Source organism: Streptomyces sp. NBC_01476 (assembly GCF_036227265.1).
Lineage (GTDB): Bacteria > Actinomycetota > Actinomycetes > Streptomycetales > Streptomycetaceae > Actinacidiphila.
Genome location: NZ_CP109446.1, coordinates 2,215,657 through 2,239,864 on the forward strand (window position 1 = coordinate 2,215,657; position 24,208 = coordinate 2,239,864).

At 68.5% G+C, this 24,208-nt stretch carries 22 protein-coding genes and 1 pseudogene; 8 read left to right on the plus strand and 15 right to left on the minus strand.

Going from position 1 to position 24,208, the window contains the following annotated elements; all coding sequences use genetic code 11:
* Window position 1: 1 nt before the first annotated feature.
* Entirely contained in the window at window positions 2–1,177 is a 1,176-nt protein-coding gene (locus OG552_RS09655) for a TDT family transporter (RefSeq protein WP_329131259.1), read from the plus strand.
* Window positions 1,178–1,255: 78 nt separating this feature from the next.
* Here OG552_RS09655 and OG552_RS09660 read toward each other — a convergent pair whose 3' ends face one another.
* From OG552_RS09660 to OG552_RS09710, 11 genes are all read right to left on the minus strand, one after another.
* Window positions 1,256–2,320: a TerC family protein gene (locus OG552_RS09660; RefSeq protein WP_329131262.1), complete on the minus strand. Its 1,065-nt coding sequence runs from the start codon at window positions 2,318–2,320 to the stop codon at window positions 1,256–1,258.
* Between the two features lie 407 nt (window positions 2,321–2,727).
* Window positions 2,728–2,880 (minus strand): hypothetical protein, encoded by a 153-nt coding sequence (locus tag OG552_RS09665; RefSeq protein ID WP_443070901.1) that lies wholly within the window; start codon window positions 2,878–2,880, stop codon window positions 2,728–2,730.
* A gap of 180 nt (window positions 2,881–3,060) precedes the next feature.
* Complete coding sequence (locus OG552_RS09670; RefSeq protein ID WP_329131265.1) at window positions 3,061–3,348, minus strand: hypothetical protein; 288 nt, start codon at window positions 3,346–3,348, stop codon at window positions 3,061–3,063.
* Window positions 3,349–3,384: 36 nt separating this feature from the next.
* On the minus strand, window positions 3,385–3,750 hold the full coding sequence (locus tag OG552_RS09675) for a hypothetical protein (RefSeq protein WP_329131267.1): 366 nt from the start codon (window positions 3,748–3,750) through the stop codon (window positions 3,385–3,387).
* Between the two features lie 61 nt (window positions 3,751–3,811).
* Complete coding sequence (locus OG552_RS09680) at window positions 3,812–4,264, minus strand: hypothetical protein (RefSeq protein ID WP_329131269.1); 453 nt, start codon at window positions 4,262–4,264, stop codon at window positions 3,812–3,814.
* Window positions 4,265–4,315: 51 nt separating this feature from the next.
* A complete protein-coding gene (locus tag OG552_RS09685; RefSeq protein ID WP_329131271.1) occupies window positions 4,316–4,777 on the minus strand; it encodes a hypothetical protein in 462 nt (153 codons plus the stop codon).
* Window positions 4,774–6,972, minus strand: coding sequence for a site-specific integrase (locus tag OG552_RS09690; RefSeq protein WP_329131273.1), 2,199 nt, complete (start codon window positions 6,970–6,972; stop codon window positions 4,774–4,776). The genes OG552_RS09685 and OG552_RS09690 overlap by 4 nt, the downstream gene beginning before the upstream one ends.
* The gene (locus OG552_RS09695; protein WP_329131275.1) at window positions 6,969–8,684 is read right to left on the minus strand and encodes a hypothetical protein; all 1,716 of its coding nucleotides are present in this window, start codon (window positions 8,682–8,684) and stop codon (window positions 6,969–6,971) included. The genes OG552_RS09690 and OG552_RS09695 overlap by 4 nt, the downstream gene beginning before the upstream one ends.
* Window positions 8,684–10,156, minus strand: a complete 1,473-nt coding sequence (locus tag OG552_RS09700) for a site-specific integrase (protein WP_329131277.1) — start codon at window positions 10,154–10,156, stop codon at window positions 8,684–8,686. Before OG552_RS09700 ends, OG552_RS09695 begins: the two co-directional genes overlap by 1 nt.
* 90 nt (window positions 10,157–10,246) lie before the next feature.
* Window positions 10,247–11,347: a tyrosine-type recombinase/integrase gene (locus OG552_RS09705; RefSeq protein WP_329131279.1), complete on the minus strand. Its 1,101-nt coding sequence runs from the start codon at window positions 11,345–11,347 to the stop codon at window positions 10,247–10,249.
* A gap of 152 nt (window positions 11,348–11,499) precedes the next feature.
* Window positions 11,500–11,799 carry a helix-turn-helix transcriptional regulator gene (locus OG552_RS09710; protein WP_329131280.1) on the minus strand — a complete coding sequence of 100 codons (300 nt, stop codon included), beginning with the start codon at window positions 11,797–11,799 and terminating at the stop codon, window positions 11,500–11,502.
* Window positions 11,800–12,077: 278 nt separating this feature from the next.
* On the opposite strand from OG552_RS09710, the gene OG552_RS09715 reads away from it, so the two are divergent.
* A complete protein-coding gene (locus tag OG552_RS09715) occupies window positions 12,078–12,563 on the plus strand; it encodes a hypothetical protein (RefSeq protein WP_329131282.1) in 486 nt (161 codons plus the stop codon).
* A 1,009-nt stretch (window positions 12,564–13,572) separates the two neighbouring features.
* Window positions 13,573–14,364, plus strand: coding sequence for an IS5 family transposase (locus OG552_RS09720; protein WP_329131283.1), 792 nt, complete (start codon window positions 13,573–13,575; stop codon window positions 14,362–14,364).
* On the opposite strand, the gene OG552_RS09725 is transcribed toward OG552_RS09720, so the two are convergent.
* Window positions 14,321–14,824 (minus strand): hypothetical protein, encoded by a 504-nt coding sequence (locus OG552_RS09725; RefSeq protein ID WP_329131284.1) that lies wholly within the window; start codon window positions 14,822–14,824, stop codon window positions 14,321–14,323. The two genes, OG552_RS09720 and OG552_RS09725, sit on opposite strands and share 44 nt — an antisense overlap.
* A gap of 112 nt (window positions 14,825–14,936) precedes the next feature.
* Window positions 14,937–16,106: a DNA gyrase subunit B gene (locus OG552_RS09730; RefSeq protein ID WP_329131286.1), complete on the minus strand. Its 1,170-nt coding sequence runs from the start codon at window positions 16,104–16,106 to the stop codon at window positions 14,937–14,939.
* 881 nt (window positions 16,107–16,987) lie between these two features.
* Between OG552_RS09730 and OG552_RS09735 the strand changes: the two genes are divergently transcribed.
* Window positions 16,988–17,935, plus strand: coding sequence for a hypothetical protein (locus OG552_RS09735; protein WP_329131288.1), 948 nt, complete (start codon window positions 16,988–16,990; stop codon window positions 17,933–17,935).
* A gap of 210 nt (window positions 17,936–18,145) precedes the next feature.
* Window positions 18,146–18,596, plus strand: a pseudogene (locus OG552_RS09740) (DUF2637 domain-containing protein); the annotation flags it as partial.
* Here OG552_RS09740 and OG552_RS09745 read toward each other — a convergent pair.
* Window positions 18,504–18,878, minus strand: coding sequence for a hypothetical protein (locus OG552_RS09745; protein ID WP_329141385.1), 375 nt, complete (start codon window positions 18,876–18,878; stop codon window positions 18,504–18,506). The pseudogene OG552_RS09740 and the gene OG552_RS09745 overlap by 93 nt on opposite strands.
* A gap of 537 nt (window positions 18,879–19,415) precedes the next feature.
* Here OG552_RS09745 and OG552_RS09750 point away from each other — a divergent pair.
* From OG552_RS09750 to OG552_RS09760, 3 genes are all read left to right on the plus strand, one after another.
* Window positions 19,416–20,099, plus strand: coding sequence for a plasmid mobilization relaxosome protein MobC (locus OG552_RS09750; protein WP_329131290.1), 684 nt, complete (start codon window positions 19,416–19,418; stop codon window positions 20,097–20,099).
* Window positions 20,096–21,856 (plus strand): relaxase/mobilization nuclease domain-containing protein, encoded by a 1,761-nt coding sequence (locus OG552_RS09755; protein WP_329131291.1) that lies wholly within the window; start codon window positions 20,096–20,098, stop codon window positions 21,854–21,856. Before OG552_RS09750 ends, OG552_RS09755 begins: the two co-directional genes overlap by 4 nt.
* A 122-nt stretch (window positions 21,857–21,978) precedes the next feature.
* Window positions 21,979–22,887, plus strand: a complete 909-nt coding sequence (locus tag OG552_RS09760) for a ParB N-terminal domain-containing protein (RefSeq protein ID WP_329131293.1) — start codon at window positions 21,979–21,981, stop codon at window positions 22,885–22,887.
* 317 nt (window positions 22,888–23,204) lie between these two features.
* Here OG552_RS09760 and OG552_RS09765 read toward each other — a convergent pair whose 3' ends face one another.
* A complete protein-coding gene (locus OG552_RS09765) occupies window positions 23,205–24,041 on the minus strand; it encodes a DUF4328 domain-containing protein (protein ID WP_329131295.1) in 837 nt (278 codons plus the stop codon).
* Window positions 24,042–24,208: the final 167 nt, after the last annotated feature.

The window sequence follows — 24,208 nt, forward strand, 5'->3', positions numbered from 1 at the left end:
CATGACCTCGCTCGCCGTACCACCGCATCACACGGCACCGCAGACCGGACACCGGCTTCCCGGCGGACTCCTGCGGGACCTCGAACACCCCGGCGACATGTTCCGCCACCTGGGACCCAACTGGTACGCCTCCGTGATGGGCACCGGCATCGTGGCAAACGCGGCGGCCACCCTCCCGATCCATGTCACGGGCCTGCGCACCGCCGCGACCGTCGTCTGGGCACTGGCGGCCTTCGTGCTCGTGGCTCTCACCGCGGCGTGGGCCGTGCACTGGACCCGTCACCGCGATCAGGCCACCGCCCATGCCGCCCATCCGGTCATGGCCCACTTCTGGGGCGCGCCCGCCATGGCGCTGCTCACGGTGGGCGCGGGAACCCTGCTGCTGGGGAAGGACTGGATCGGGCCGCACGCCGCCGTCGACGCGGACACCGTCCTGTGGTCCATGGGCACCGCGCTCGGACTGGTCACGGCGGTCTGGATCCCGCACCGCGTCATGACAAGCCACGACGTGGCCGACGACGCCGCCTTCGGCGGCTGGCTTATGCCCGTCGTCCCGCCCATGGTCTCAGCGGCCACAGGAGCTCTGCTCATCCCGCATCTCCCTCCCGGACAGGGCAGGCTCACCCTGCTCCTCGGCTGCTACGCCATGTTCGGCATCAGCCTGTTCGCCAGCCTGGTGATCATCACGCAGATCTGGACCCGGCTGGTCCACCACAAGACCGGACCTGCCGCCATGGTCCCCACCCTGTGGATCGTCCTCGGTCCCCTCGGACAGTCGGTGACCGCCGCCAACCTGCTCGGCGGTGTCGCCCATCTGGCCCTCCCCCGCCCCTACGCCGGCGCCGCCGTGGCCTTCGGCTTCCTCTACGGCGTACCCACCTGGGGCTTCGCCATGATGTGGCTCGCCCTGGCCGCCTCCATCACGGCACGCACCACCCGCCGCCACCTGCCGTTCTCGCTCACCTGGTGGAGCTTCACCTTCCCCGTCGGCACCTGCGTCACCGGCACCAGCGCACTGGCCGTCCACCTCGGCTCAACCCCGCTCAAGGCCGCCGCCGCCGCGCTGTACACCCTGCTGGTCGTCGCCTGGCTGACCGTCGCCGTCCGCACCACCCTCGGATCCACCCGCGGCACCCTCTTCCTGCCAACACAACCCACCCCCACAACCGCCAAGTAGCAGCTCATCGGGCGTCATACCACGGATACGACGCCGTCCCCGCGGATCAGCGTGCGCACGACGATGCCGGGCAGTCGGTCAGTCGTCCGGTGGTGAGCGGTCTGCGTTCCGGCTCTCGGGTTCCGGGGGCTGGTCGCCAACCAGGCCGGGGGCAGCGCCGCTGTTGTCCCGCTCGGCCGGGGCGGCTCCTTCGGGGATGTCGAGGGGGGTTGGCTGCGGGTAGCGGATGCTCAGCGCGACGGACGCCGCCAGAACGACGACGATGACTGCCAGGCTGACCAGTGAGGGGATCTCCGGGATGCTCGTGCTGAACATCTTGTGGCACGCCTGGAGGATCAGCTTCACGCCGATGAACGACAAGATCAGCGCAAGGCCTTTGCCCAGGTAGTGGAACCGATCCAGCAGCCCGGCGAGCAGGAAGTACAGGGCGCGAAGACCAAGAATGGCGAACGCGTTGCTGGTGTAGACGATGAAGGCGTCGTCGCTGACCGCCAGCACGGCGGGCACACTGTCCACGGCGAAGACCAGGTCGGCCGCCTCGATCGCGGCGACGACCGCGAGCAGCGGGGTGGCGACACGCTTGCCTGCCTCCATGACGAAGAACTTCATCCCGGCGTACTCGTCCCGGACCGGCACGAACTTCCGCAGCAGCCGCACGGCAACGCTCCTGCCCGGGTCGAAGCCGTCCTCCTGCCCGGTGAGGATCTTGTAAGTGCTGTAGAAGAGGACGGCCGCGAAGACGAACAGCACCGCGGTGAACCGGCTGACCACCGCCACACCGGCGGCCAGGAACAGGCCCCGGAAGACCAGCGCGCCCACGACACCGAAGAACAGCACACGGTGCTGGTAGGCACGCGGCACCTTGAAGTACGAGAAGATCAACGCGAAGACGAACAGGTTGTCGACCGACAGGCTCTTCTCCAGCAGCCACGCGGTGGTGTACTCCACCCCCGGCGTCGTACCCAGCACCAGGAAGACAACCGCGCCGAAGACACACGCGAGGCCCACCCACGCCGCACTCCAGGTGGCGGCTTCCCTGAAACCGATGACGTGCGCCTCTCGGTGGGCGAGCAGGTCCACGGCCAGTGCCACGACCACGGTGACCGCGAAGACCGCCCACAGCCAGAACGGCACATCCTGCACGGAAGACACCTCACGCAAGCCGCGACGGGAGGGAGGAAGCCCTCTTTTCGGGAGAGTTTTCACCATTGAGTCCGTCTTGTCGCCCACACCACGCGAGGGCATCCCCCAGGGGTCGGCGGGATCGGCGCTCGCCCCGCGCATGACCTGGCCGGCCCGCCGCAGGACGGGGCGCCCGCGGACATCCCCGCGCCCATTGGCGTACGGCCGCCGCCCCTGGCCGGGTACGGGGGCGGCCCCCTCACAGGAGTCCCGCTCGCAGGAACGCACCGGGGCGAAGCCGCAGGTGGCGGCAGACGAGTCGGGCTGTACGCCGGGTTCTGTGCGACTCAGTGACCGGTCCAGCCCTGACCTGCGTGTTTACGGGTACTCAGCGGCCGATCCGGCTCTCTGGGACTTCTCAGGGACTTTCAGCCGAGATCCGAGAACCACGCCTCGATGGCGGACAGTCCACGGGCGCCGGCCTGCGGCATGAAGTGGGTGTACGTCCGGAGGGTGAACGCCGGATCCGAGTGGCCCAGCCACTTCGCGAGCGACACAATCGACTCGCCGGCCTCGAGCATCACCGACGCGTACGTGTGCCTTGTGTCCGCAGAGGCCGTGTGCGGATCAGCCCGTGTTGCTTTTGAGCTGGCGGGACTCGGAGGCGGCATTCGCCGCGTTTCTCCCGGGCCGTGTTGCATTGCGGCCACCCAGATGTGAGGCAGGCCACACTTGTGGGTGGCGCCCCTGGACCGTGCTGATCACGCTTCCTCGATGCCCTGGACGAGTCGCTGATGTTCCCTCAGCTCGGTGGTCCGGGCTGCACTCGTGAGTACGATCTCCTTCGCCGTCCCGAGGGATCCTTGGCCTGCGCCGAGCAGTTCGCGGGTGACGACGATGGAGTCGATGACGCTGGCCCCCTGACTGTGCAGAAAGCGTTGGACGGCCTCCATTCCGCGCTCCTGTCCGAACAGTGGAAGGCTCTGCTCGACCAGAGAGGTGAGGCGGGCGGCTCGGTCAGGGGTGAGGCCGTGAACGTCGTCGAACATGGGATCGATCCCTCCTGGATACTGCTGCTTCGATGCTCAGGTGACCTGGGTTTCTTCGTTGTTCTCGCGCTCCGCAAGGAACTCGTCGAGTAGTTGGAAGAGAACCTCGATCGCGCTGGCTTCGTCCTCGGGCGGCAGGTCCCAGGGGTTGTCCCAGCCGTCGGGAAGGGCGATGTGCAGGACCTGACCGGGCCATGCGTGGTTGCAGCCCTGTCCTCGCCGGGCAACAAGCCACTCGCGCCATCCCGTCAGCCCTGGAGACCGGTGCCGGGCCGCGTTCTGGTCGTATCCGGTGAGGAACGCGGTCAGCGCGTGGAAGGAAGGTCGGCCGACGAACATCCCGGGCCGCTTGCCGACGTTGGAGAAGTACTCGCGTTCGCTCATTTCGATCAGACTGGTCATGAGTCCGTTCTCTCGCGGATCGGGGTCGCGGTCTCGCGGACCTGTTGGGGCGGCGACGGGGTCAGGGACAGATCCAGCAGTAGAGACGGGCATTTCGGGCGACCGCTCGGCCGGCGAGTTCGGACAGCTGTTCCAGGAAGCTGGCGAGATTCTCTGGATCAGCCGGGTAGTAGAAGACGCCCTCGGTGCTCGACCAGCTGGAGGCGATTGAGCGCGAGGACGTGGCTTCGCAGGTCGCGAGCGCGTCCCGGAAGGCGTCCGTCAGCGACACGACCACCAGTTCGCCGTCCCCCAGCATCCCGATGAGGCTGCCGTGTCGGGGGTCGGACTGGACATCGGCGGCGGATCGTCCTGTCATGAGGGCCTCGGCGGGGGTCAGCTCCGCCACTGGATCGATGCCCTTGATCACCAGTTGGTCATAGCCGGTCCCGCTGGGCTCACCGTCGTCTCGGACGACGGCTCGAACAGCGTCGTCGTCATCAGCGGCGGCGAAGTAGCCGTAGAGAACGCCCATGGGCAGATCATCGCATCCGCTGCTGACGGCGCCGCAGGTCGGGACGGTTGCCTAACTGCAGGATCCGATCGTCGTGGTTCGGGCTGCTGGGAGGCGTGTCACGCCGCTGATCGTCGCCGCCGACCTGCGGAGGTGGAGGATCTCGTCGTGCTGGGCGGCGAGCCGGGCCAGGGCCTGAGTGCGGAACTCGCCGAACTCTTCGTTGGTCTCTTCCGCAGTGGCCAGCCGCGTCTTGAGCGCGGAGACCTCAGCTTTGAGCCGGGCGATCTGAGCCTCGCGCGGATCGGGGATCTCCCCCGCCTGCTGAAGGGCCTGCAGGCGGCGTTCGAGCTCGACGCGGAGGTGAGCGTAGGGGCGGCTTCCGTAGAACGCGGTGCGGTCGACGGCCGCTTCGCGGGCGAGGGTCTTGACGTCGCATTTTCCGCCGGGCGGGATCTCTCCGCGTAGGAGCCGGTCCATGGCGGCCCGGATGCGGTTCTCGTTCTCGGCCCGCTGGGCTGCGGAGATTCTCATGCGGATTCCCTGTTCACGATGTTGGCGCTGTCGATCTCGGTGACGACCCGGAGAGCGCGGTCGTAGTCGGCTTGGAGCCGGGCGCGTTCGGTCTTTCGGGTGGTGCCGAGCTGGCCGAGGAAGGTCTCGGTGCGTCCGGCGTGCTCGGCCCAGACGGGCCGGTGGCAGGGGTGATGGGTGGCCTGCGGGCAGCGGGCGGAGTCACACATCCCGACCAGTGGACGGTCGGCTGTCGGGGTGCCGGCCAGCTTGAGGCAGAGCGCTCGGGAGGGGTCGGTGAACCAGCAGTAGTTCGCGGGTCCGAGGTGAAGGACCTTGGCCCGTTTGGTCAGCAGGTTGAGCACGTCGCGGTCACCGCGTTGCGTCTTGGGCGCGGTTGCTGCCTCTGGGTCGAGTTTCCCGTCGATGCTGGCGAAGAACTCGGTGAGGCTCCGTGCGCCGGGGCCGGCGGGCAGGATGCCCTGCTGGTAGTTCCGGAACTCTTGCAGGACCAGGTCCAGGTCTCGGTCGCTCTCGTGCTTGTTGACCTCGGACAGCAGCTCGGCCTGAGCCCCGCCTGGACGGGAGGCATACCCTTCTGTCGTGGCCACTGCGATGTGTTTCAGGTGGATTTTGGTGGCCAGCACGCCGCCCGGCCGGTAGGCCATTTCCAGGGCCAGTGTGCGACGCAGTCGCCTCGGATTGACTTGCCCTTCCGGGATCGGGGCGAGCCCGAGACGGTGCCCTGCCGGGGAGTTGACCCAGTTGCGGAACCACTTGTAGCGAACGGAGAAGGCGAACCGCCCGAAGAGAAGTGCGCCCTCGTGGCGGTCGTCGTGGAGGTCTTCGGCGAGTTCGACGGCGCGATAGACGGGCTCGATGACGACCCATTCGTCGTCGGTGCCGCCCAGCGGCTGCCCCTTGATGACCTTGCTGGCGAGCCGGTAGCGGGTGAGCCCGGGGACGGGTTCCTCGACCGGCAGTCGGCAGCCGATGCGAAGCTCCATCAGCTCGCTCGCGCGCATGCCGGAGGCGGTGGCCAGCACGATCATCGCGGCGGTGCGGACGACGCCGACCAGTGCGACGGCCTGGAGGCGGTGCAGAGGCAAGGTCCAGGGCAATACCGACGAGGTGTCCGCCGCAGTGATCTCGGCGGCGTCGCGGGCGAAGACCTCCTTGATCCCCACCGAGGTGACCGCGGCCTCCAGCGACCCGCGCAGGCGGTCCATCCATTTGGCCTCGAACTGGGTGACCCCGGCCTGGCGGGCCAGAACGCCCGTGGCCAATGTCAGGAGAGGGTCGTCAGCCGCCCAGCCACCAGCGAGCCGGTCGGCGACGTGGTGGTCGGCGAGCATCGGCAGGGGTGTGCACGTATCCGTGTACTCGTTCAGCAGCTCGGTGAACTCGGCCGCCGGGGCGACGTGGACCGCACGGAGCCCTCGCGCTTTGCGGGCGGAGAGCTTGTCGGCTTCCCGGATCTGCTGGACGAGTTCAACCGCGTGCGGCCCCAGGGAGGAGACCAGGAACAGGGCGGCGGCGAGCATCGGCTGCAGGACCGTGTCGTCGACGGGCTGGGTCTTGTTCTCGGTCCGGCCGCTGGGCATCTCGGCGATCGCGGAGGCGGTGGCCCCGCCCCAGGGCCGCAGATCGGCCGGGACACTGTCCGCGGTGAACAGTTCGCGGTAGTTGACCAGGTCGACGACGACCTGCGCGGCCGCTCGCCGGGTTCCCGGGCTCTGTTCGCCGACGACCGCGCCGTCTTCGTCGAGGACATAGCGCCGGTGAGCCATGTAGGCGTCGCAGACACGGGTGTCGATCTGCGCGAGGCTTGACACCCCGGCCTCGGACAGCCACCGGCAGAACCGGGTGAGCTCGTCCAGGCGGCCCGCGCAACTGGTCAGGTGCAGGGCAGTGCGATGGGCCCGGGGCAGCGGAGCGACAGCCGGGTGCCGCGGGGCGAGCATGGCCAGGACCAGTTCCTTGCCGACCAGCCGCCACCGCTCGTCGGTGATCTCGGCGAAGTCGAAGCGGCGCGTGCAGAGGGCGAGCTGGACGGGCAGGCCGACGACGTCGGTGAAGTCCCAGACGTCGTCCTCGAACATCGGACGGACAGTGCCATCGGGGAGCGTGAGCCCGGCTTCGAGGCAGACGTCGGTGCCAGCGAAGACCGCGGACCGGCCGTCGAAGGCGGGGGCAGTGGCGAGGGCGGTGGTCATGCAGTCATCTCCTCGGGCCGCAGGGGAAGTTCGTTGTCCTGGTCCTCGACCTGGTGGGCCGCTGCAGCCAGGACGGCGGGGTCGAAGCGGTCCAGGACCTGTTGGACGCGGGTGGTGTAGGGGCCGAAGACGGCCATGAAGTGGGCGGCGGGCATCTGCTGCCACTGCCGAGAGAAGAACGCCTTGAGCCGCAGCAGGTTGCCCGCGTGCCGGGGCGCGAAGACGGCCAGCGGGCAGAGCAGGCAGACCCAGGGCCGGGCCGGGCAGGGCTTCCCTTTCGGGCCGTGCAGCCCGGACAGCTGGTCCCCGCAGGCGGCGGTGAACACGTCGCGCTGTCCGCCGACGAGCTCGGCGATCACCGCATCATCCAGGTCCAGCTCGGCCACCAGCTGTGGGTAGCCGTCCGCCAAAGCGGCCGCGTCCTCCTCGGTGATCACGGTCGGTGGGTGGGCCCGGCGGAGCATGTCGTGCTGGGCGTCCTCGATGACCGTCTCGACAGCGTGCCGCTGGGCCGGAGTGGTCGCGGTGAGGTAGTGATCGCCCTCGACATCCGGGCTGTGGTTCGGGTCGATCGTCGCCCGCCCGCTGCCCGTCCAGGACGTCTTGTCCCGCATGGCCTCGTGGGTGGTGCGGATCCGTGAACGGTGGATCTTGAGCGGCTTCCCGTCGTTCCCGACGACCGCATGGCGAAGCGCCCACCGCTGGACGGCGACCCGGTCGATCCGGCGGACGCGGCCAGATCCGCCGGCCCGGCTGACTCCCACCCAGAGTCTGCGGCGTTCCTCCGGTGGCACGAAGGTCCGCAGCAGCGCGGAGTGGGCGAGCCACTGCTCCAGCAGCCAGACCGCCCGGCGGGGCAGGTTCAGGCTCTCGGCCGCGGTGCGGCGCTTGATGTAGGAGAGGAGGACCGTCGAGTCACCGGCCCAGTCGATGTCCCCGACCACCAGGTCGGCAATGCCGTCGGGGACGATGCCGGAGTAGATCCCGAACAGCAGCCTGTAGGCGATCAGCACGTCCAGGTGAGGGAAGACGGCCCAGGTCGCGTCGTGGAAGCCGCCGCGCTTGTGCACCAACGCCGCCGAGACCCCCAGGTGCCGGCCGAACTCGCTGATGCTGACGGGCCCGACCCGGGCCAGCAGCCAGCGCAGATTGCCCGACTTCCAGCCGCCTTCAAGGGGGTGCTGTCCGCTGGCGGCATCCGCCAGCGCCCGGCGGTGGGCGTCGTACGAATCGTCGACCAGAGTGCGGCAGATCCTGGTCAGGCGCTGCCACTCCTCCTCCGGATAGGGCGGCAACGGCTGCCGGTTGGGCTGGATGTTGAAGTGGCGCCCGGCAGCGAGGTCCAGCACTCCGTCTCCGAGCGTGCCGCCGCTCTGCGCGTAGCCCTCCAGCAGGCTGCGGGTCATGGCCTCCAACCTCGACGGGCTGGACATCCAGAACCCGGCCAGCTGCCCCCGCCGCAGCTGACCGGCACCGCCGGCGAAGCCCTGAGCGGCCAGGGTGCGGACCATGCTCCGCAGCGACTGGATGTAGAAGTTGACGGTGCCCTCCGCGTCCACGGTGCCGTGCGGATGGATCAGGCCCACAAGACCGAGGGCCAGATCCCGGGCCAATTGGGGATTGGGAAGTCCGTGCAGGCTGTAGTCCGAGCGGCTGCCGTCGCTGAACACGCAGGTCAGGCCGAGGGGCTCGTCGATCAGCATGGTGGGCATCAGAGGCCACCGTCCTCGGTCTCGTCGTCGAACTCGGCAGCAGCCTCCCGCTCGGCGGCCGCATCCTCGGTCAGCCCGGCCACGGCCCTGGCCCCCTCGTATGCCTCCCGGTAGATGCGGGTCGTGTCCAGGCGGCGGAGGTACTTTCCCGTGGTCAGGACCGTGGAGTGGCCAAGAAGATCACGAAGCACCAGCAGCGGGTCCGCCTTGCTCAGGTAGAAGACCAGAGCGGCGTCGGCATCGGTGTCCCGCACGAGCTTCGCGGCCTGCCGGTAGTGCCCGGTGACCAGGTATTCCAAGGTCCTCATCGAGAAGGTGTGGCGACATCGGTGGGGCCAGACGTGCGGGAACCGGGGCTCGAAGCGGGCCCGGATCCGGTCGGATGTGCGCTCGAAGACCGTGGCCCAGGCGGTGAACGGGCCGCCTCCGTTCTTCACCGCCAGCAGGCACGACCCGCCTTCCGGGGCGATCAGGCGACGGCGCTCGGCCGGGGTCAGCGACTCCCAGGAACGGCGGACTCCGTTGATCAGCCCTCCCCGGGCGTCCGGCTCGGTCACCATCAACGGCTCGCCCCACCGCCTTGGCGGCCGCCAGTCCGAGCCCTCCGTCGTGGCGGCCCGGTCCAGCTCCAGGTAGTCGTGCAGCCCGGCCAGTGCCTCGTAGGAGGTCCACGTGGTGCGGAACTTCCTGCCCTTGGTGATCCCGGCCGGCACCGGGAACGGGATAGGGACAGCGGTCGGCTCCGGCGGCAGCGCGGGGATCTCCCAAGGCAGCAGGTAGGTGAACTCCTGCAGCCTCATCCCGGTGGCCAGCGCGTGATCCCCGACCGCCGAGTTGCGGGTCAGCTCCCGCCCATGGAACCCGGTGTCCTGCGAACCGTCCGGTGCCAGTCCCCGCAGCCCCTTGCGGAACAGCTCGGTGAAGTCCGGCTCCAGGTACTTGATCGTCACGTGCGGCTTCGGAGTGCGGCGGACCGCCAGGTTGACCTTCACCTCCCGTCCGGTTCCTGCGAACAGGGCCCGCGCGGACCGGTAGGTGAACGGCTCGGCTGTCGCGTACTCCTCGTTGATCGCCCACCGGTAGAACAGCGACAGGATGCTCATGTGCTGGCCCCAGGTCGTCGCCGCGAATCGGGCCTTCAATGGCCCCGCCGCCCGATGCTCGGCGTACCGGCTCAGCCCCGCCTTCAACCGCTCCCGCGCGTCGAACAGCCCCACCCCGTGCTCGGCCAGGAACTCCATCCACTCCTTGACCGCACGGGCGTAGTTCCCCCACGAGCTCGGCGCGGGCGCCCCGCTTGCCGGGAGCTCACGTAACCACCGGTTCACCACCGCTGTCGGACGCGGCGCTGCCGGGCCGTCCTCGAAGCGCAGGTCGTCGTCGATCAGGACCGGCATCCCCTCGGGGATCAACGGTCGATGCTCGACATCCCAGGACTGCCAGCCCCGGGACGAGAAGAACGTCAGGATCATGAGCGCTGACCCTACGAACAGCACACAGCGCGAAGCAAAGCCCAAACGGCAAGGCCACCGGCCTACTTGGAGAGAATCGCTACACGCAAACTAAGCGGAGACAATGTGACGCAGGATGTGAAACCCATGCTCCCGGCTCGGCTCCCACACACGAGACGGCTTCTCGCCCGGCTGGCGCTTCGGCAGCGGCTGGATGACGCCCACCGCGGCGAGGGCCGGCTTCCACGCCTTCGTGTTCCAGGTGGTGCGGTTGATCGCGCCGCCCCGCCCGGTGTACACGAGCAAGGGGATGGTGACCGTTCGGCGGTTCTCGCGCAGAAGGTCGGGCTCTTCGGGGTCCAGCCACGGCAGGGTGACGTCGATTGGCTTGAACCGTTCCTGGTGGGTGAGCAGTCGCTTGGCGACCGCCGTCGGCAGCGGCACGTCTCGTTCTTTACCTCCCTTGGGCGGGCCGAAGTACAGGCGCGACTTGTACGTAAGGATCTGCCGCTCTACGTGCAGGTAGTCGCCATGCACGTCACGTGGACTGAAGCCGAACACCTCACCCTGGCGCAGTCCACATCCAACTCCGAGGTCCAGGGCGATCCGGTAACGCTCGGACAGCGCCACCCGCGCCCCGTCGACACGATCCTGTCCCCACGAGCGGGCTTTGCGCTCCGGCTTCTTCGGCGGCCTGATCGAAGTGTTGCCCTTGCACGGGTTGCGGTAGAGACGCTTGTCCTCAACTGCCGCCTGCATGACCGCCTTGAGGTACACCCAGGCCACGTACGCCGTGTTCGAAGCCACCGTCCTCTGGACGTCGGCCGACCACTTGCGCAGTTCCGCAACGCCGATGTCTCTGAGCGCCAGGTCTCCGAGATGCGGTAGCACCTGGCCCCAGATCCGGTACCTCATGCTCTCCAATGTCTGGGCAGGATGCACCTGCGACGGCCACCAGTGCTTCTCGACGTACTCACGGAGGCTGATGACACCGTCCCGCACATCAATGAACTCCCCGCGACGGGCATCAGTCTGGGTCTCGGCGAGCCATGCCTTCGCGTCCGCAACTGTGTCGAACGAGCGGTCCCGGACCCCCGGTATCCCCTTCACCCGGTAACGGGTGGACTTTCCCCAGAGCGCGGTGCGTTCACGCTTTCCGGTTTCCTTGTTCGGACGTTTCTTCAGCCAACGATCCTCTATGTAGCCCGCCACACCCAACTCCTCATCGACCGGGTACTTTTCAGTTCGCAGCAACCAGATGCCACAAACACAGGTCACGTCCCCGCCTTCGAACCGGAGAAAACATTGAATGGAAACAATTCCTGGACCCGGCCTGTTGTTTTCGTAGGTCGCGAGACCGGGCGCTACGCTCGTCGTCGCACCCGATTTCGCAGGGGATTGAGAGCGGGGTTTGATCGCGAGTCGGCATCCTGTTGCTCAGCCAGCCACGCCTCAAGCAAGTCCCTTCGATACATGACCCGACCTCCGGGGCCCATTCGAAAACTGGGCGGCCCTTGCCGTCGGTGACGCCAGACATAGAGGGTGTTCTCGGAGATACCCATATATCTGGCAGCACTGCGGATGTTCAGGTACGCAGGTTCAACTTCCGGCTCCGACTGGCCACCCACGACATTCCTCCTCGACGGTCCATCAAAATGGAGCACCCAGCCGCTCCTAGACGGCTCCGACGGGGCAACTGGTCACCTTCGCCAAATTGCACCGTTCTGCTGCCGAACAGTCGGCGCTGACAAATGCCATCATGGCGACAAACGCCGGTTTGCCTAACGGTGATTTCCGTGTTATCGAGGCGACCCACTCCCTTCGGGCCGTTGGTCACGAGCCGCGAAACTCTGCATCCGGCGCAGCCCCCGGGGGATACCCCGATGAGTTTCGTCAAATAAATCCGGCTGCGATGTGAGGGGATGGCGGGCAGTATGGCGGGGTGTCTGATCTGCTGTGGGACGACGTCAGGAACTTCTTCGATCCGGATCTGATGGGGTCGTTGCCGGACCTGCGTGTGCCTGATACGTCGGTGGAGGACTGGCAAGCGTTGCTGGACCTGGTGAGCGCGAGTGGCTGGCGGTTTCAGTACGCCGTGGGCGAGGACGTGCTGCCGCTGCCCCGGGCTGAGGCAGTGCTGTCCCGTCCAGCGGATGCGGAGCTTGCCTGTCTGTCGGTCTGGCCGGCCGCCGAGGTCAGCGCGGTCTTCCGTTTCTATGGCCCAGCGGAGATCGATTTCGATGTCGCCCTGCGGGAGTTGCAGGGCCAGGAGCGGCTTGATGTGTTCTGCGGTTTCCTCCGGGCGATCGGTCGCTGCCTGGGCAAGCCGGTGCTGATGGATCCGGAGACCGACCCCGGGTATCCAGTGCTCGGGTTCGATGTCGAGGCTGACCGGGTGGTGCTGCTGGCGGACCCGCAGGTCAGCTGACGCCCATCGGGCCGTGGCTGGTAGAACATGCCGTCGCAGAGCATCGTGAACAGGACGTCGACGCGGCGTCGGGCGAGGCAGACGAGCAAAAAGGTAGCGGGGGAGACACGCTGGCAGGGACCTTCGCTGTCTCCCGGACCCTGATGAGAATCTCCGCAATGGGCCCGGGTCGCTCTTCGCCCCACTTGGTGCTGGCTCTGTTCACGAGAACGGGCTCTGGCCCAACTTCTGTGGTCCTGCTCCGCGTGACACTCGACGGTGCTGCTGGGAGAGTGGGCGCATGGAGCGCTTCCCCGCGAACCCCGACAGCCTTAACGGTCCTGTGGCACTGCTCGACGATGATGGGACACGCTGGCTGCTCCACCGCAAGCGCCTAGATCTACGCGGGGTCCGTCGCCTCATCAGGGACTCCACTACGCCACTGGTGTGGGGGGACATGGGTGGCATCCTTCCGCGAGTGACGTCGGAAGACGAGCAGCCTGTGCTCTGGGATCGAGTCAAACGCACGTACAAAGGCCCCGGTGGCGCCTGGTCGACGGGCCGTTACCTTGCGCATGAATTCCGCGACGAGACAGGGCGCCGCATGCTCTACGTCGAGGACCACTGCTGAGACAACGGAAGTTGAGTCAGCAGCAAGGCAGGTGGGCGAGCGCGCGCCCGGTTGACCTGCCGATCTACATGACGACCGCGCCTGCCGACCCATTTCACCGGCGTCTGCGGGGCGGCTCGTTGCCGCTCAGTTGCTGTTGTCGTTCCGGCCTTGGGGAGTGGGCTTCGAACCGGGGTTCCCGTTTGGGTGGTGACGGCATGGTCGGTGCATAAGGGTGGGGCCTTCTGAACAGTTCGATGGTGTCGAATCAACGAACAACGTCAGGAGGCCCCGGTGTTGGAGTGTTCCGTGTCGATGGCTGGGCCGTCCAGTTCGGTCACTCCGGGGTGTGACTGCCTGGCACACCGGTTCGGAAACGCCGCCGACAACGGGGCCCGGCAGCCGCGTTATCCGTCGGACATGACGGACGAGGAGTGGAAGGTGGTCCGGCCGTTGCTGCCGGTGCCGGGCTGGATGCGGGGCCGCGGCGGGCAGCCGGAGGCGTATTGCCACCGGGCCATACTGGACGCGGTCCGGTATCTGGTCGACAACGGAATCAAGTGGCGCGCGATGCCGGCCGATTTCCCGCCGTGGGACCGGGTCTACGCGTTCTTCCGCCGCTGGCGCGACCGCGGCCTGATCGGGGAGTTCCACGACCGGCTGCGCGACCGGGTCCGCACCCGTGCCGGGCGGGACATCGAGCCGACGGCCGCCGTGATCGACTCCCAGTCGGTCAAGGCCGACGCCGTGGTGGGCTCGGACAGCCGCGGCTTCGACGGCGGGAAGCTGATCAACGGCCGCAAAAGGCACCTGGTGGTCGACAGTCTCGGGCTGCTGCTGGGCGTGATGGTCACCGCTGCGGACGTCGGAGACCGCACCGCCGCGAAGGTCCTGCTCCAGCGGGTGGCCGAGGCGCATCACCGTCTGGTCCTGGTCTGGGCAGACGGCGGATACACCGGCAGCCTCGTCGAGCACTGCCTGGCCGTCCTCGCGCTGGTCCTGCAGGTCGTCAAACGCAGCGACGACCAGAAGGGTTTCGTGGTCCTGCCCAAGCGGTGGATCGTTGAGCGCACCAACGCCTGGCTGATGCGCACCCGCCGGCTGGCACGCGACTACGAACGCCGCACCACCAGCGCGGAGGCGATCGTCTACTGGTCGATGACCCTGCTCATGACCCGCCGACTGGCCCGGCCACACCCTTCGCCAGCGTGAACTGGCCCGGTGAGGGCTCGGTCAGCCATCCCCGCGCGACCAGGCGTTTCGCCTTCGCCCGCAAGGCCTCCACCCGCGCCGGCACCACGTCCATCCCGAACACCGCGGCCATCTCCTGGCAAGTCAAGGGCCCTTGATGAAGCCGGGACCGGTCGGCGAGTGCCTGCACGATCCGCTGGTAGTCCACCGACAGGACCGAACAGGCAAGCCCTTCGCGCCACACAGGCACCTGTGACCTCGATTGCACCGCATCCCGCGAGCTTTGGGAGGCTTCCGCCTGGTCATCGCCGCCGGAAGCCAGCACCGCGTCGACTCGCCTGCGGGCGACCGACCACTCCTGCCATTCCTGCTCGGCCTCGGCCAGCTCGGCCTGGATCCGATCAGCCTCCTCCCGCAGCCCGTCGACCCGACGACGAGCAGCAACCTCGTGCTGTTCCAGCAGTCCGACAACCGACGGCATCCCGGCCTCCCCAGCGAGCGACAACCCGACAGGCCACACCTCCCACCGAACTACCCAACCCATGCCTGACCAGTGAAAACGCCGCCCTCAAATTCGGAACGACAACAGCGACTCAGATCCTGCGTGCGTTCCGAATCATCCGGCCGACGACGGCTGCGGCCTGATCCGGCTGCTCCTCCAGCCACCTGCCGAGGCGTTCGCTGACGGCTTCTGCGACGTGGGTGCGAACTGCGGCGTTGCCCAGCATGCGGCGGGTGGCGCCCTCGAGTTCTGGACGGTCCAGCTTCACCGACACCACTGCTGTCAGGCCCTCGCTGATCTGATCGAAGCTGAGGTCGGGCTCCGAGGCCGTCAGCAGTCGCCGCGCCCGCGCGTAGGCATTGACCGCGAACGAAGCCCCTTCTCGAAAGCCCGCTACGTGCGTACCGCCACACGGAGTGGGCCAGCTGTTGACGAAGCCGCGGATCCGCTCATCGCGGGAAGTACTCCACCTCAGGGCCACCTCAACCGTCCCTTCCATCTGCGGAACTTCGTGCTCAAAGCCGATGACGTCCGGGTGAACCGGCTCCCCGGCCGAGGCGTCGAGAATGGCAACGAAATCCCGCGCCCCATCTGGGAACCGGAACCGTCGCGATCGGAGCTCGCCCGCAGGACGCGCATCGGTCAGTGAGATATCCAGGCTCCGGTTCAAGAAGGCCAGTTCTCTGAGGCGATCCTCCAAGACAGCGAACGAGCACTCCACGGTCTCGAAGATGTCGGGGTCGGACCAGAAGGTGATGGTGGTCCCGTTGCCGGCCGCCGGCCCCAGCACGGCAGGTGGGGCGACCGCGACGCCCCGCCGATATTCCTGAAGCCTGCTCGTCCCATCGCGCCGCACCTCGGCGGTCAGGCACTTCGACAGGGCGTTGGTGACGCTGGGTCCGAGTACTGCCGAGTTCACGGCCGCGACATCGCGGCCGATGGGCCTCGTCCAGTCGTGGATGCGGGTCAGCAGTGCTTCGAGAGAGGGACCATCATTGTCCCCGGCGGGCTCCACCGTGGCTCCGGGCCCGTCTTCGGCCACGCTCACGCCGCCGTCGGGCCTGAGCGTCACATCGACGGACTTGGCGCGGCCGGCCAGGACCTCGTTCACCGCCCAGCCCACGACTTCGAACACCGAATGGTGAAGTCCGCGTTCGCCGGTCGAGCCGACGTACATCCCAGGACGTTTCCGAATGGCCTCCCAGCCGTGCAGCACCGTGATGTGGGTAGCGTCGTAATTATTCTTGGCGTCCGCATTCACCAGATACCCCTCCGACCGTGTGCAGCAGAGCCTCCCAAGCTAGGGCGATACTCGGGAAAACGCCAGTTCAGAGCCAGCTCGACGAGGGAGTGAGCGGGCGTGTGAGGGCCCGCCAAGAGGTGGTTGGCCGGGAGCCCCCAGGAAGCGGGAAAAATGCGGTCGGGCCCTTGTGTAAGCCCTCCTACGGCACCTTCCTGACAGTCCCTAACCGCTCGATTTCAAGACCCAACCTCGCATCGACCACAAAGGTGCGGTCCGTTGCTTCGGGGAGTCGCATCGGCCCTCAGCAACGCGGGGAAGAAACCCTCGCTGGGCGACCAACTGCCCCCGATAACACGGAAATCACCGTTAGGCAAACCGGCGTTCCCGGGGATAATTGATATCGACACCTGATTCCGGGCGTCAGACTGCCCGCCCGAAGTCCACACACACCGCAGGAAATTGCCAGCCTCCGGCCGAAGTAGATTTACCCCGGTGCCGTGACCTGCCAGCCGGCAGGGCGCCGAGTAAGGAGACATGTGCGCCAAAGCGAGGACGACTCTCGCCATGCCGGACCGGAGCCAAGCTCCGACTCCACAGATTCAAGGCCGCTCTGGCAGCCCTCCCAACCCGTGATCGAGCCAGTACCCAATCGCTCGGACTCCCCCGCCCCGAGCTGTCCTCGGGCTCGCAGCCGCTCTCGTGGACAGCATAACCGGACCAGAGCCTCATATACGCAGAATCCGGGCGCCCATCAGCCTCTGATGCAGAATCAATCTCTGTCGCGGACCGGGCGGTTGGGCGTGCTTTGCGTGGTACGTTCTGTGATCGACGAACTCAATAAGGTGACCCCGGCAGCGCGCCAACGCTCCGGGGTCCGGCACAAGGAGCTACCACTCCCCATGCAGATTCATCGTAGCCGCCAGGCGCGCGGCTTCACGGTCCTACCCAACGCCCTGCTGCAGGATCGGCGGCTGTCCTACACCGCCCGGGGCCTGCTCGTGGATCTTCTCTCGCGCCCCCACGGCTGGTCCGAGGACGGCCGGCGCATGGCCGACAGCAGCCCGCAAGGCCGCCTCACCGTCGCCAAGGCCCTGCGCGAGCTGGCCGCCTTCGGCTACTACCGCGTGGACAAGGTCCGCCGCGCCGACGGGACGTTCCTCTCCGAGACCCACGTCTACGACCTCCCGCAGCAGCCTCCGGATCTCACCCATCCGGGATCCGGTGCAGCGAGAACCGATCGCCGTGGCGCCAACCCCGTAAAGAGCCGGTGGAAAGGACCCACCCTCCCCGCCCAGCCGCCGAGCCTCCCCGAGGCGACCGACGACCGCCCACCTGCGAGGAAGGGCGGACGGGGGAACAAGGTCTCGATCAGGACCGACACAAGCAGCCCTTCGACTCCCCCGGACGGTCAGGTCAGCGAGGCGGTCGCGCTGCTGTACCGGGTGATCCGCCCCGAACCGCGGCTACGGCTGGGCACGGCCGAGGCCCTCGCCCTGGCGCCACTGGTCGCCACATGGCTGGAGCGCGGCTACGGCCAGCGCGACCTCGCCGAAGCCCTCCTCGGTGGACTACCCACCCCCGTCCACAGCGCGCCAGCGCTCCTGCGAGACCGCCTGACCCGCAAGCTCCCCCCTGCCCCTGAACCAGTGGGTCCCGCTGCGCCGCCGTGGAGCGAGTGCGGGGAATGCGCCCGCCCCATCCCGCACGAAGGCATCTGCCGAACCTGCGCAGGCCTCGGAGACAGTCCGCCCGGCACGGGGGAACAGGTCCGGACGGCCGCGCGCGGAAGGGCCAAGGTCCGCGCAGCCCTGGTCGGCCGCGGTCAACTCGACCTCGCCAGAGCCTGATCCACACCGTCCCGCCCCTCGCGGGATCCCGGCCCGTAGGCCGCCGCACGCCGACGTGCCCGCCTCGGACCGACCCAGCACCCAGGTAGCCACAGGCCCCCAGCCCGGCCTCGACCTGCCCACCTGCGCCCACACCTCACACGCCGACCACCGACGTACCCGCACGGCATCGGCGCCAGACCCTCATCCCACCCCTCGAGTGGAGCCTCCATGCCCACAACAGCGACACCACCCCATGCCCTGGAGACCTCGCCGGCCCCCCGGCGGATCTCCTGGTGGGACTCGCTCGCCCTCGTCGTGCTCGGCCTGGCCGGCGGCGCCCTGTCCTACGACGCGCTACGGCAGACGGCCGTCGCCATCCACGTACGCCCCGCCCTGACCTACCTCTTCCCCCTGGTCATCGACGGCTTCATCGCCTACGGGGTCCGCGCCCTCCTCGTCCTACGCAACGCCCCCCTTCCGCTCCCGCCTCTACGTCTGGACCCTCTTCGCCACCGCCACCACCGCAAGCGTCTGGGCCAACGCCCTCCACGCCATCCGCCTCAACCAGCAAACCCACACCACCGGCCTACACCTCGGCGACACCACCGTCGGCATCCTCTCCACCATCGCCCCACTCGCTCTCGCCGGAGCCGTCCACCTCCACATCCTCATCACCCGCACCAGCACCTCGTCGCCCACGCCCGGCATCCCCGACGTCACCGCCGAGGACCAGCCGAACCCGCGCCAGATACCCGACCACCAGGAGCACGACATCCAGCACACCCGCCCGGAACTCCCGGCCGCAGACCAGAGAACAGGACCAGCCGGACCGGTCCGCCGCATCGGCCGCCCACCCAGCGCGGAACTCGACGAACTCCTCAACCTGGCCCGCCCGGTCCTCCGCCTGCACGAAACCCCGACCCGAGCCCTGGTCCGCGAACACGTCCGCGCCGCCGGCCACACCGTCAGCGAGGACCGCCTCACCCAGCTCATGACCGCACTACGCGGGGACCCCGACCGGACCTGACCGAAAGTCTCCCCAGCTCAACCGGCGGACCAGCCCCACCTGGTCCGCCGAACCGGACAACCCCGAAGCCGAATCGGTCCACCCCACGAAATCCCGCGGACCAAAACTCGCAGACCTCACGATCCCGCCCTTCGACAGCACCCCGTTCCCTCTGTCGACACCCCGGCCGTTCGCCAGGTGAGCAACGGCCGTGGCACGCGAGTGAACGGACCATCCCGCCGCATCACCAGCTCGACCGACAACGGCCCAATCCTCTCTTCGGACCGCTTCCTGGAAGTGAGTAGCCTGATCCTCCAGAACCACGACCACTCCGCCGCCCCGATGTCAGCCGACGCGGCTCGCAACGTGACCGCCCCCGGCTCCATCCGCCCGCCCGGCGGAGCGAGTTCCCCGGAAAGCCATGCCACCGGCGGAGCCAGTTGTACCCAGTCTCCGACACTCGGCCGGAGTCTGGGGGTCTCCGCCCCGGGGGTGGCGGAGGAGCCCCGGCGCGAGGGCGCGCCAGGCGGGGAGGGGCTGGCCGACGGCCAGCCTGAAGGGGACCTGCTCGACGCCGCCCAGCGCGCCGTCCTCGCCCGCGTACGCGTCGACGCCGCGCCGACCAGCAGCGATACCCCCGCCGAGGCAACCACGCCCGCCGGCCATGGCGGCGTCCGCGAGATGGCCGCTGCCTTCGTCCACGACCGGGTCCCCGCGCTCGACGTGCCGCCGCTCGCAGCCCCTCCCACCGAACTGGCGGTGCCGCAGGGCAGGATCCGCCGGTTCAACGGCAGCCGCCGCCGGCTGCGCGTCGGGCCTGTCGGATTCACCGAACCCGAGCACGCCGAACTCCTGGCCGCCGCAGAGCGCCACGGCTACGGCGACACCCTCTCTGGGTACTTGGCGGATGTCGCGCTCGCGTTCATCCGCGGCGCGTTCACCGTCGACCTGCCCCTGCACACCGACCGCCAGGAGCTGCAGGAGTTCCGCGCGAAGATCCGCTGGGAGATCAACCGCATCGGCGTCAACATCAACCAGATGGTCTACGTCCTGCACCGCGACGACCGGATCGAACCCGACATCCGCGAACGGCTCGAACGCCTGGACCGACTCCTCACCCACATCGCCCGCGCGCTGGTCCTCCCCACCGACGCCGCCGACGAGGTGGCACCGTGATCCCCTCGGTGAAGGCGCCCGGCGGCAATACCCGCGGACTGCTCGCCTACCTCTACGGGCCCGGCGCCCACGACGAGCACCACGACCCGCACATCGTTGCCTCCTTCAGCCCCCGCGGCCTGCCCGACCCCGGCCGCGAAGAAGACGCCACCCTCACCCAACTCGGCCGGATCCTCGACGAGCCCGTCCACGTGCGCAACAGCGGCTTCGGCAAGAAGGTCACCGGCCACGTCTGGCACTGCCCCGTCCGCGCCGCACCTGAAGACCGCTACCTGTCCGACGCCGAGTGGGGCGAGATCGCCCGCCGCATCGTCCACGCCGCCGGCATCGCCCCCGACGGCGATCCCCTGGCCTGCCGCTGGATCGCCGTCCGGCACGCCGACGACCACATCCACATCCTGGCCACCACCGTCCGCGAAGACGGCCGTCGCCCCAAGATCCACAACTGCGGCATGCGCGCCCAGAACGAGGCCCGCGCCATCGAGCGTGAACTCGGCCTGCGCCAGATCACCCCCGGCGACCGCACCGCAGAACGCCGCCCCAGCCAGGCCGAGATGCACAAAGCCGAACGCCTGGGCTGGGAGCAGACCAGTCGCGAATGGCTCCAGCAGCGCATCCGCGCCGCCATCCCCCACGCCCACAGCGTCGAGGAACTCCTCGCCTACCTGGAAGCGGACGGCGTCGAGATCAAGATCCGCCGCTTCCCCTCCGGAGACCTGACCGGCTACTCCGTCGGCCGCCCCGGCGACCGCAAGGCCGACGGTGAACAGGTCTATATATCCGGCAGCAAGATCGCCCCCGACCTGTCCCTGCCCCAACTCCAAGCCCGCCTCGCCACCGGCACCCCCGAAGAGCACCCCACCGCCCGCCGCACCCAGCCCACCACCACCTGGCACCGCGCAACCGACGCCCTCGACACCCTCCACGACAACCTCACCAACCCGGATCCCGACACCAGCGGTGGCAGTGATGGCGGCATCCGGAGCACAGCGGACAATCAGGCGCAGGCGCAGATCGCCGCTCTCGGAGAGATCATCGAAGCCACCGCACAAGTCGGCCCAGCGGAACTGCGGGCTGAACTGCGAGCAGCAACGGTGGCGTTCGCCCGCGCCCAGCGGTCCCGCATCCGCGCCGACCACCATGCCGCAGCCGGTCTGCGGCAAGCCGCCCGCGACATCGTGGACGCCGACGACGGACGCGACGGCAGCGGCATCGCCGCCCTGATCACCGCCCTGGTCTGGGCCGCGATCCTCGCCGGCCGCTGGCACCAGGCCCACGGCCACCGCCAGCAGGCCGAAGCAGCCCGCGCCACCGCCGCCCACCTGCAAACCGCCTACGACCAGGCCGCAGCGCAGCAGATCGCCGCCCTCACCCACCGCCAACCAAGCAGGGACATCACCCACACCCTCGCCGGCGAAGTCCGCTCCGCCGTCCCCGAGCACGCCGACCGCATCCTCGCCGACCCCAACTGGCCAGCCCTTGCCACCGTCCTCGCCGACGCCCAGGCCGGCGGCCACCGCCCCCGCACCCTCCTTGCCGAAGCAGCCGCCCGACGAGAACTCGCCACAGCACGCCTGCCCGCCAAGGTCCTCGTCGGCCGCATCCAACACACCAGCCGCAACCCCGCACCCAACCGCCGCGCCGAAGCGGCCCGCATGCGCTCCCACGCGGCAGGCAACCTCCCCCACCCCCGCACACCCCAGCCCAGCCCAGCCAGCCCGAACCCGGCAGCCGACGCGCAGCACCGTAGGCGCTGACCGCTGGCCACCCTCCCCGCCGCCCGGGGACCTCACCCTCTGGTACGCCACCCCGGCGCACCAGGAACCCACCCGATTAAGGAGCCCTTCTGAAGGTCCACCCCATCGCCGAGATGTTCCCGATGCTCACCAACGAGGAACTGCGCGACCTCGCCGACGGTATCGCCGCCCGCGGTCAGATCCACCCCATCGTGCTCGACCGCGACGGCGTCCTCCTCGACGGCCGCAACCGCCTCGCCGCCTGCAAACTAGCCGGAATCGAGCCCCGCTTCACCACCTACAACGGCGACGACCCGGTCGGCGTGATCCTGAGCTACAACTTCCGCCGCCGGCACGTCAGCCGTGGCCAGCAGGCGATCATCGTCGCCCTGGCGCGTTCACTTTCGGAACGCTCGCTTCGCGCCGACGCCGCGACCTACGGCATCAGCATCACCCGCCTGTCCGTCGCCACCAGCGTCGTCCAGCACGCCCCCCACCTCGCCGAGCAAGTCCGCATCGGCGCCCCCGGCCTCGACGCCGCCTACGACACCGTCCGCAAAGCCAAGGCCGACAACAAAGCACGCGACGCCAGCTTCCAACTGCTTCGCGAACACGCCCCCGACCTCGCCGAGAAAGTCACCCTCGGGGAAACCACCCTGCCCGAAGCCCTCGCCGAACTCGACCGCCAGCAGGCGCAAGAACACCTCCGCCAGCACGTCCAGAACGTGGACGCCCTCCGCCGCGCCGACGGCCTCACCGAACCCCCGATCACCAGCCTCGCCGACAGCGGAACCATCACCTGGCAGCAAGCCCACGACCAAGCCGACCACTACACCGCCACACGAAAGGACAAACTCCACCACGCCCACCAGGCTCTGGAACCCCTCGCCCAAGCCTGGGACGTCCTCCACGACCTCGCACACCGCCCCGACAGCACCTACACCCGCGACGTCCTCACCAGCCTGAACAACAAGGCCCGCGTACTCGTCGAACTCCTCATCACGCAGCTCATAAGTGCCAGCGGGAAGGATGAGGGTCCGGGCGCGCCCTAACATCACGATCAACAGCTCGACGGGGGCGTAACTTTGTCGAGCTCCCGGTAACGAGACATACACCGTGCGGGTGCCCTCCAACAGGACACCCGCACGGACGCACAGTGCAGGTCGGCTGGTGGCACCTTCGGCCCAAGTCAGTCTCGCTGGGCAGCCAGCAGATCGCGGAGCCAGCGACGGGTGTGCCGTCGGATGCGGGGACGCATCCGACCCGGTAGCGGGCGCCTTACCTGAAGACCTCGGTTGATCCCGTTGTGGATGCCGTTCCCCTTGTGACCGGCGCCATACCTCCGACTGCTCGTCGACCTCGTCGACGGCTATACCACTGGCTGCCCTTCGCGGGCCGGAAAGACGAGGAAAGTCGTTGCGCGTGCGCGCTGGAGGGCGGTGATACGGCGGACGACGAGTATTGCGGCCACGGCCGCCAACACGCCGATGCTGTTGCTGACGACGTCGCCGAGCGCCTCCCCATGGAGCTGGTCCAGGGAAAAGCTGTCCGCGTCGTCGGCGGTCATGATGGCGATGGGCTCGCCGACGAGCGAGTAGCCCAACCCGCCCCAGATCGAGCCGATCCACAGCGCCCACCAGATGTTCAGCAGCGCACGTGCGGGGCCAGTGCGTCCGGCAGCGCGTCGGCCCACCTGTGGGCCCTCCGGCACGGGCACGAGGACGGCTCGGTCGATGTCGTTCGCGATCTTCCGGCCCATCCACAGGTTCGCTATCGGGATGATCCAGGCGCCGATCGCCATGCCGGAGTTGGTGCGCATCGCAGTGGGAGCGAACACCTCCGCATTGAGCCGTGCCCGGCGGAACCAGACGACGAACGGCACCGCGGCGGCGATCAACGAGCCGTAGTGCACCCGGAGGGCCAGTGTCCGCATGTTGAACACGGACTCGATGCGGGTGTTGGTGACATCGGGGGAGCCGACGAGCAGGTCGCCCGCCATGGAGACCATCCGTGCCGAGGCGACCACGTAAAAAGCATCGGCAAGCAGGGCCACGGCGAGCATCGCCACCGCGAATGTCGCGAGGCGGCCCGGGTCGCGGTACTCCGGCCGCTTGTCGGTGATCGCGTAGGGCGTGTACCAGGAGCATCCCGCACACCGTCCGGTGGATGACCACGGCGTCGGAGTTCCGCAGTTGGCGCACTTCATGGCACGGACTGCTTTCGTGGAGATCGTCCAGGGGCGTCCGAACCCGGACGATCAGTACCGTAGGCGAAACGGGCTTCCGGTGTCCAGGGCGTTTCCGCAGGTAAGAGGGGGTGCGGCGGCGACCCCTCCCTGGTGCGGTCCGATGGCGGGCGATCGGAAACGCCCGC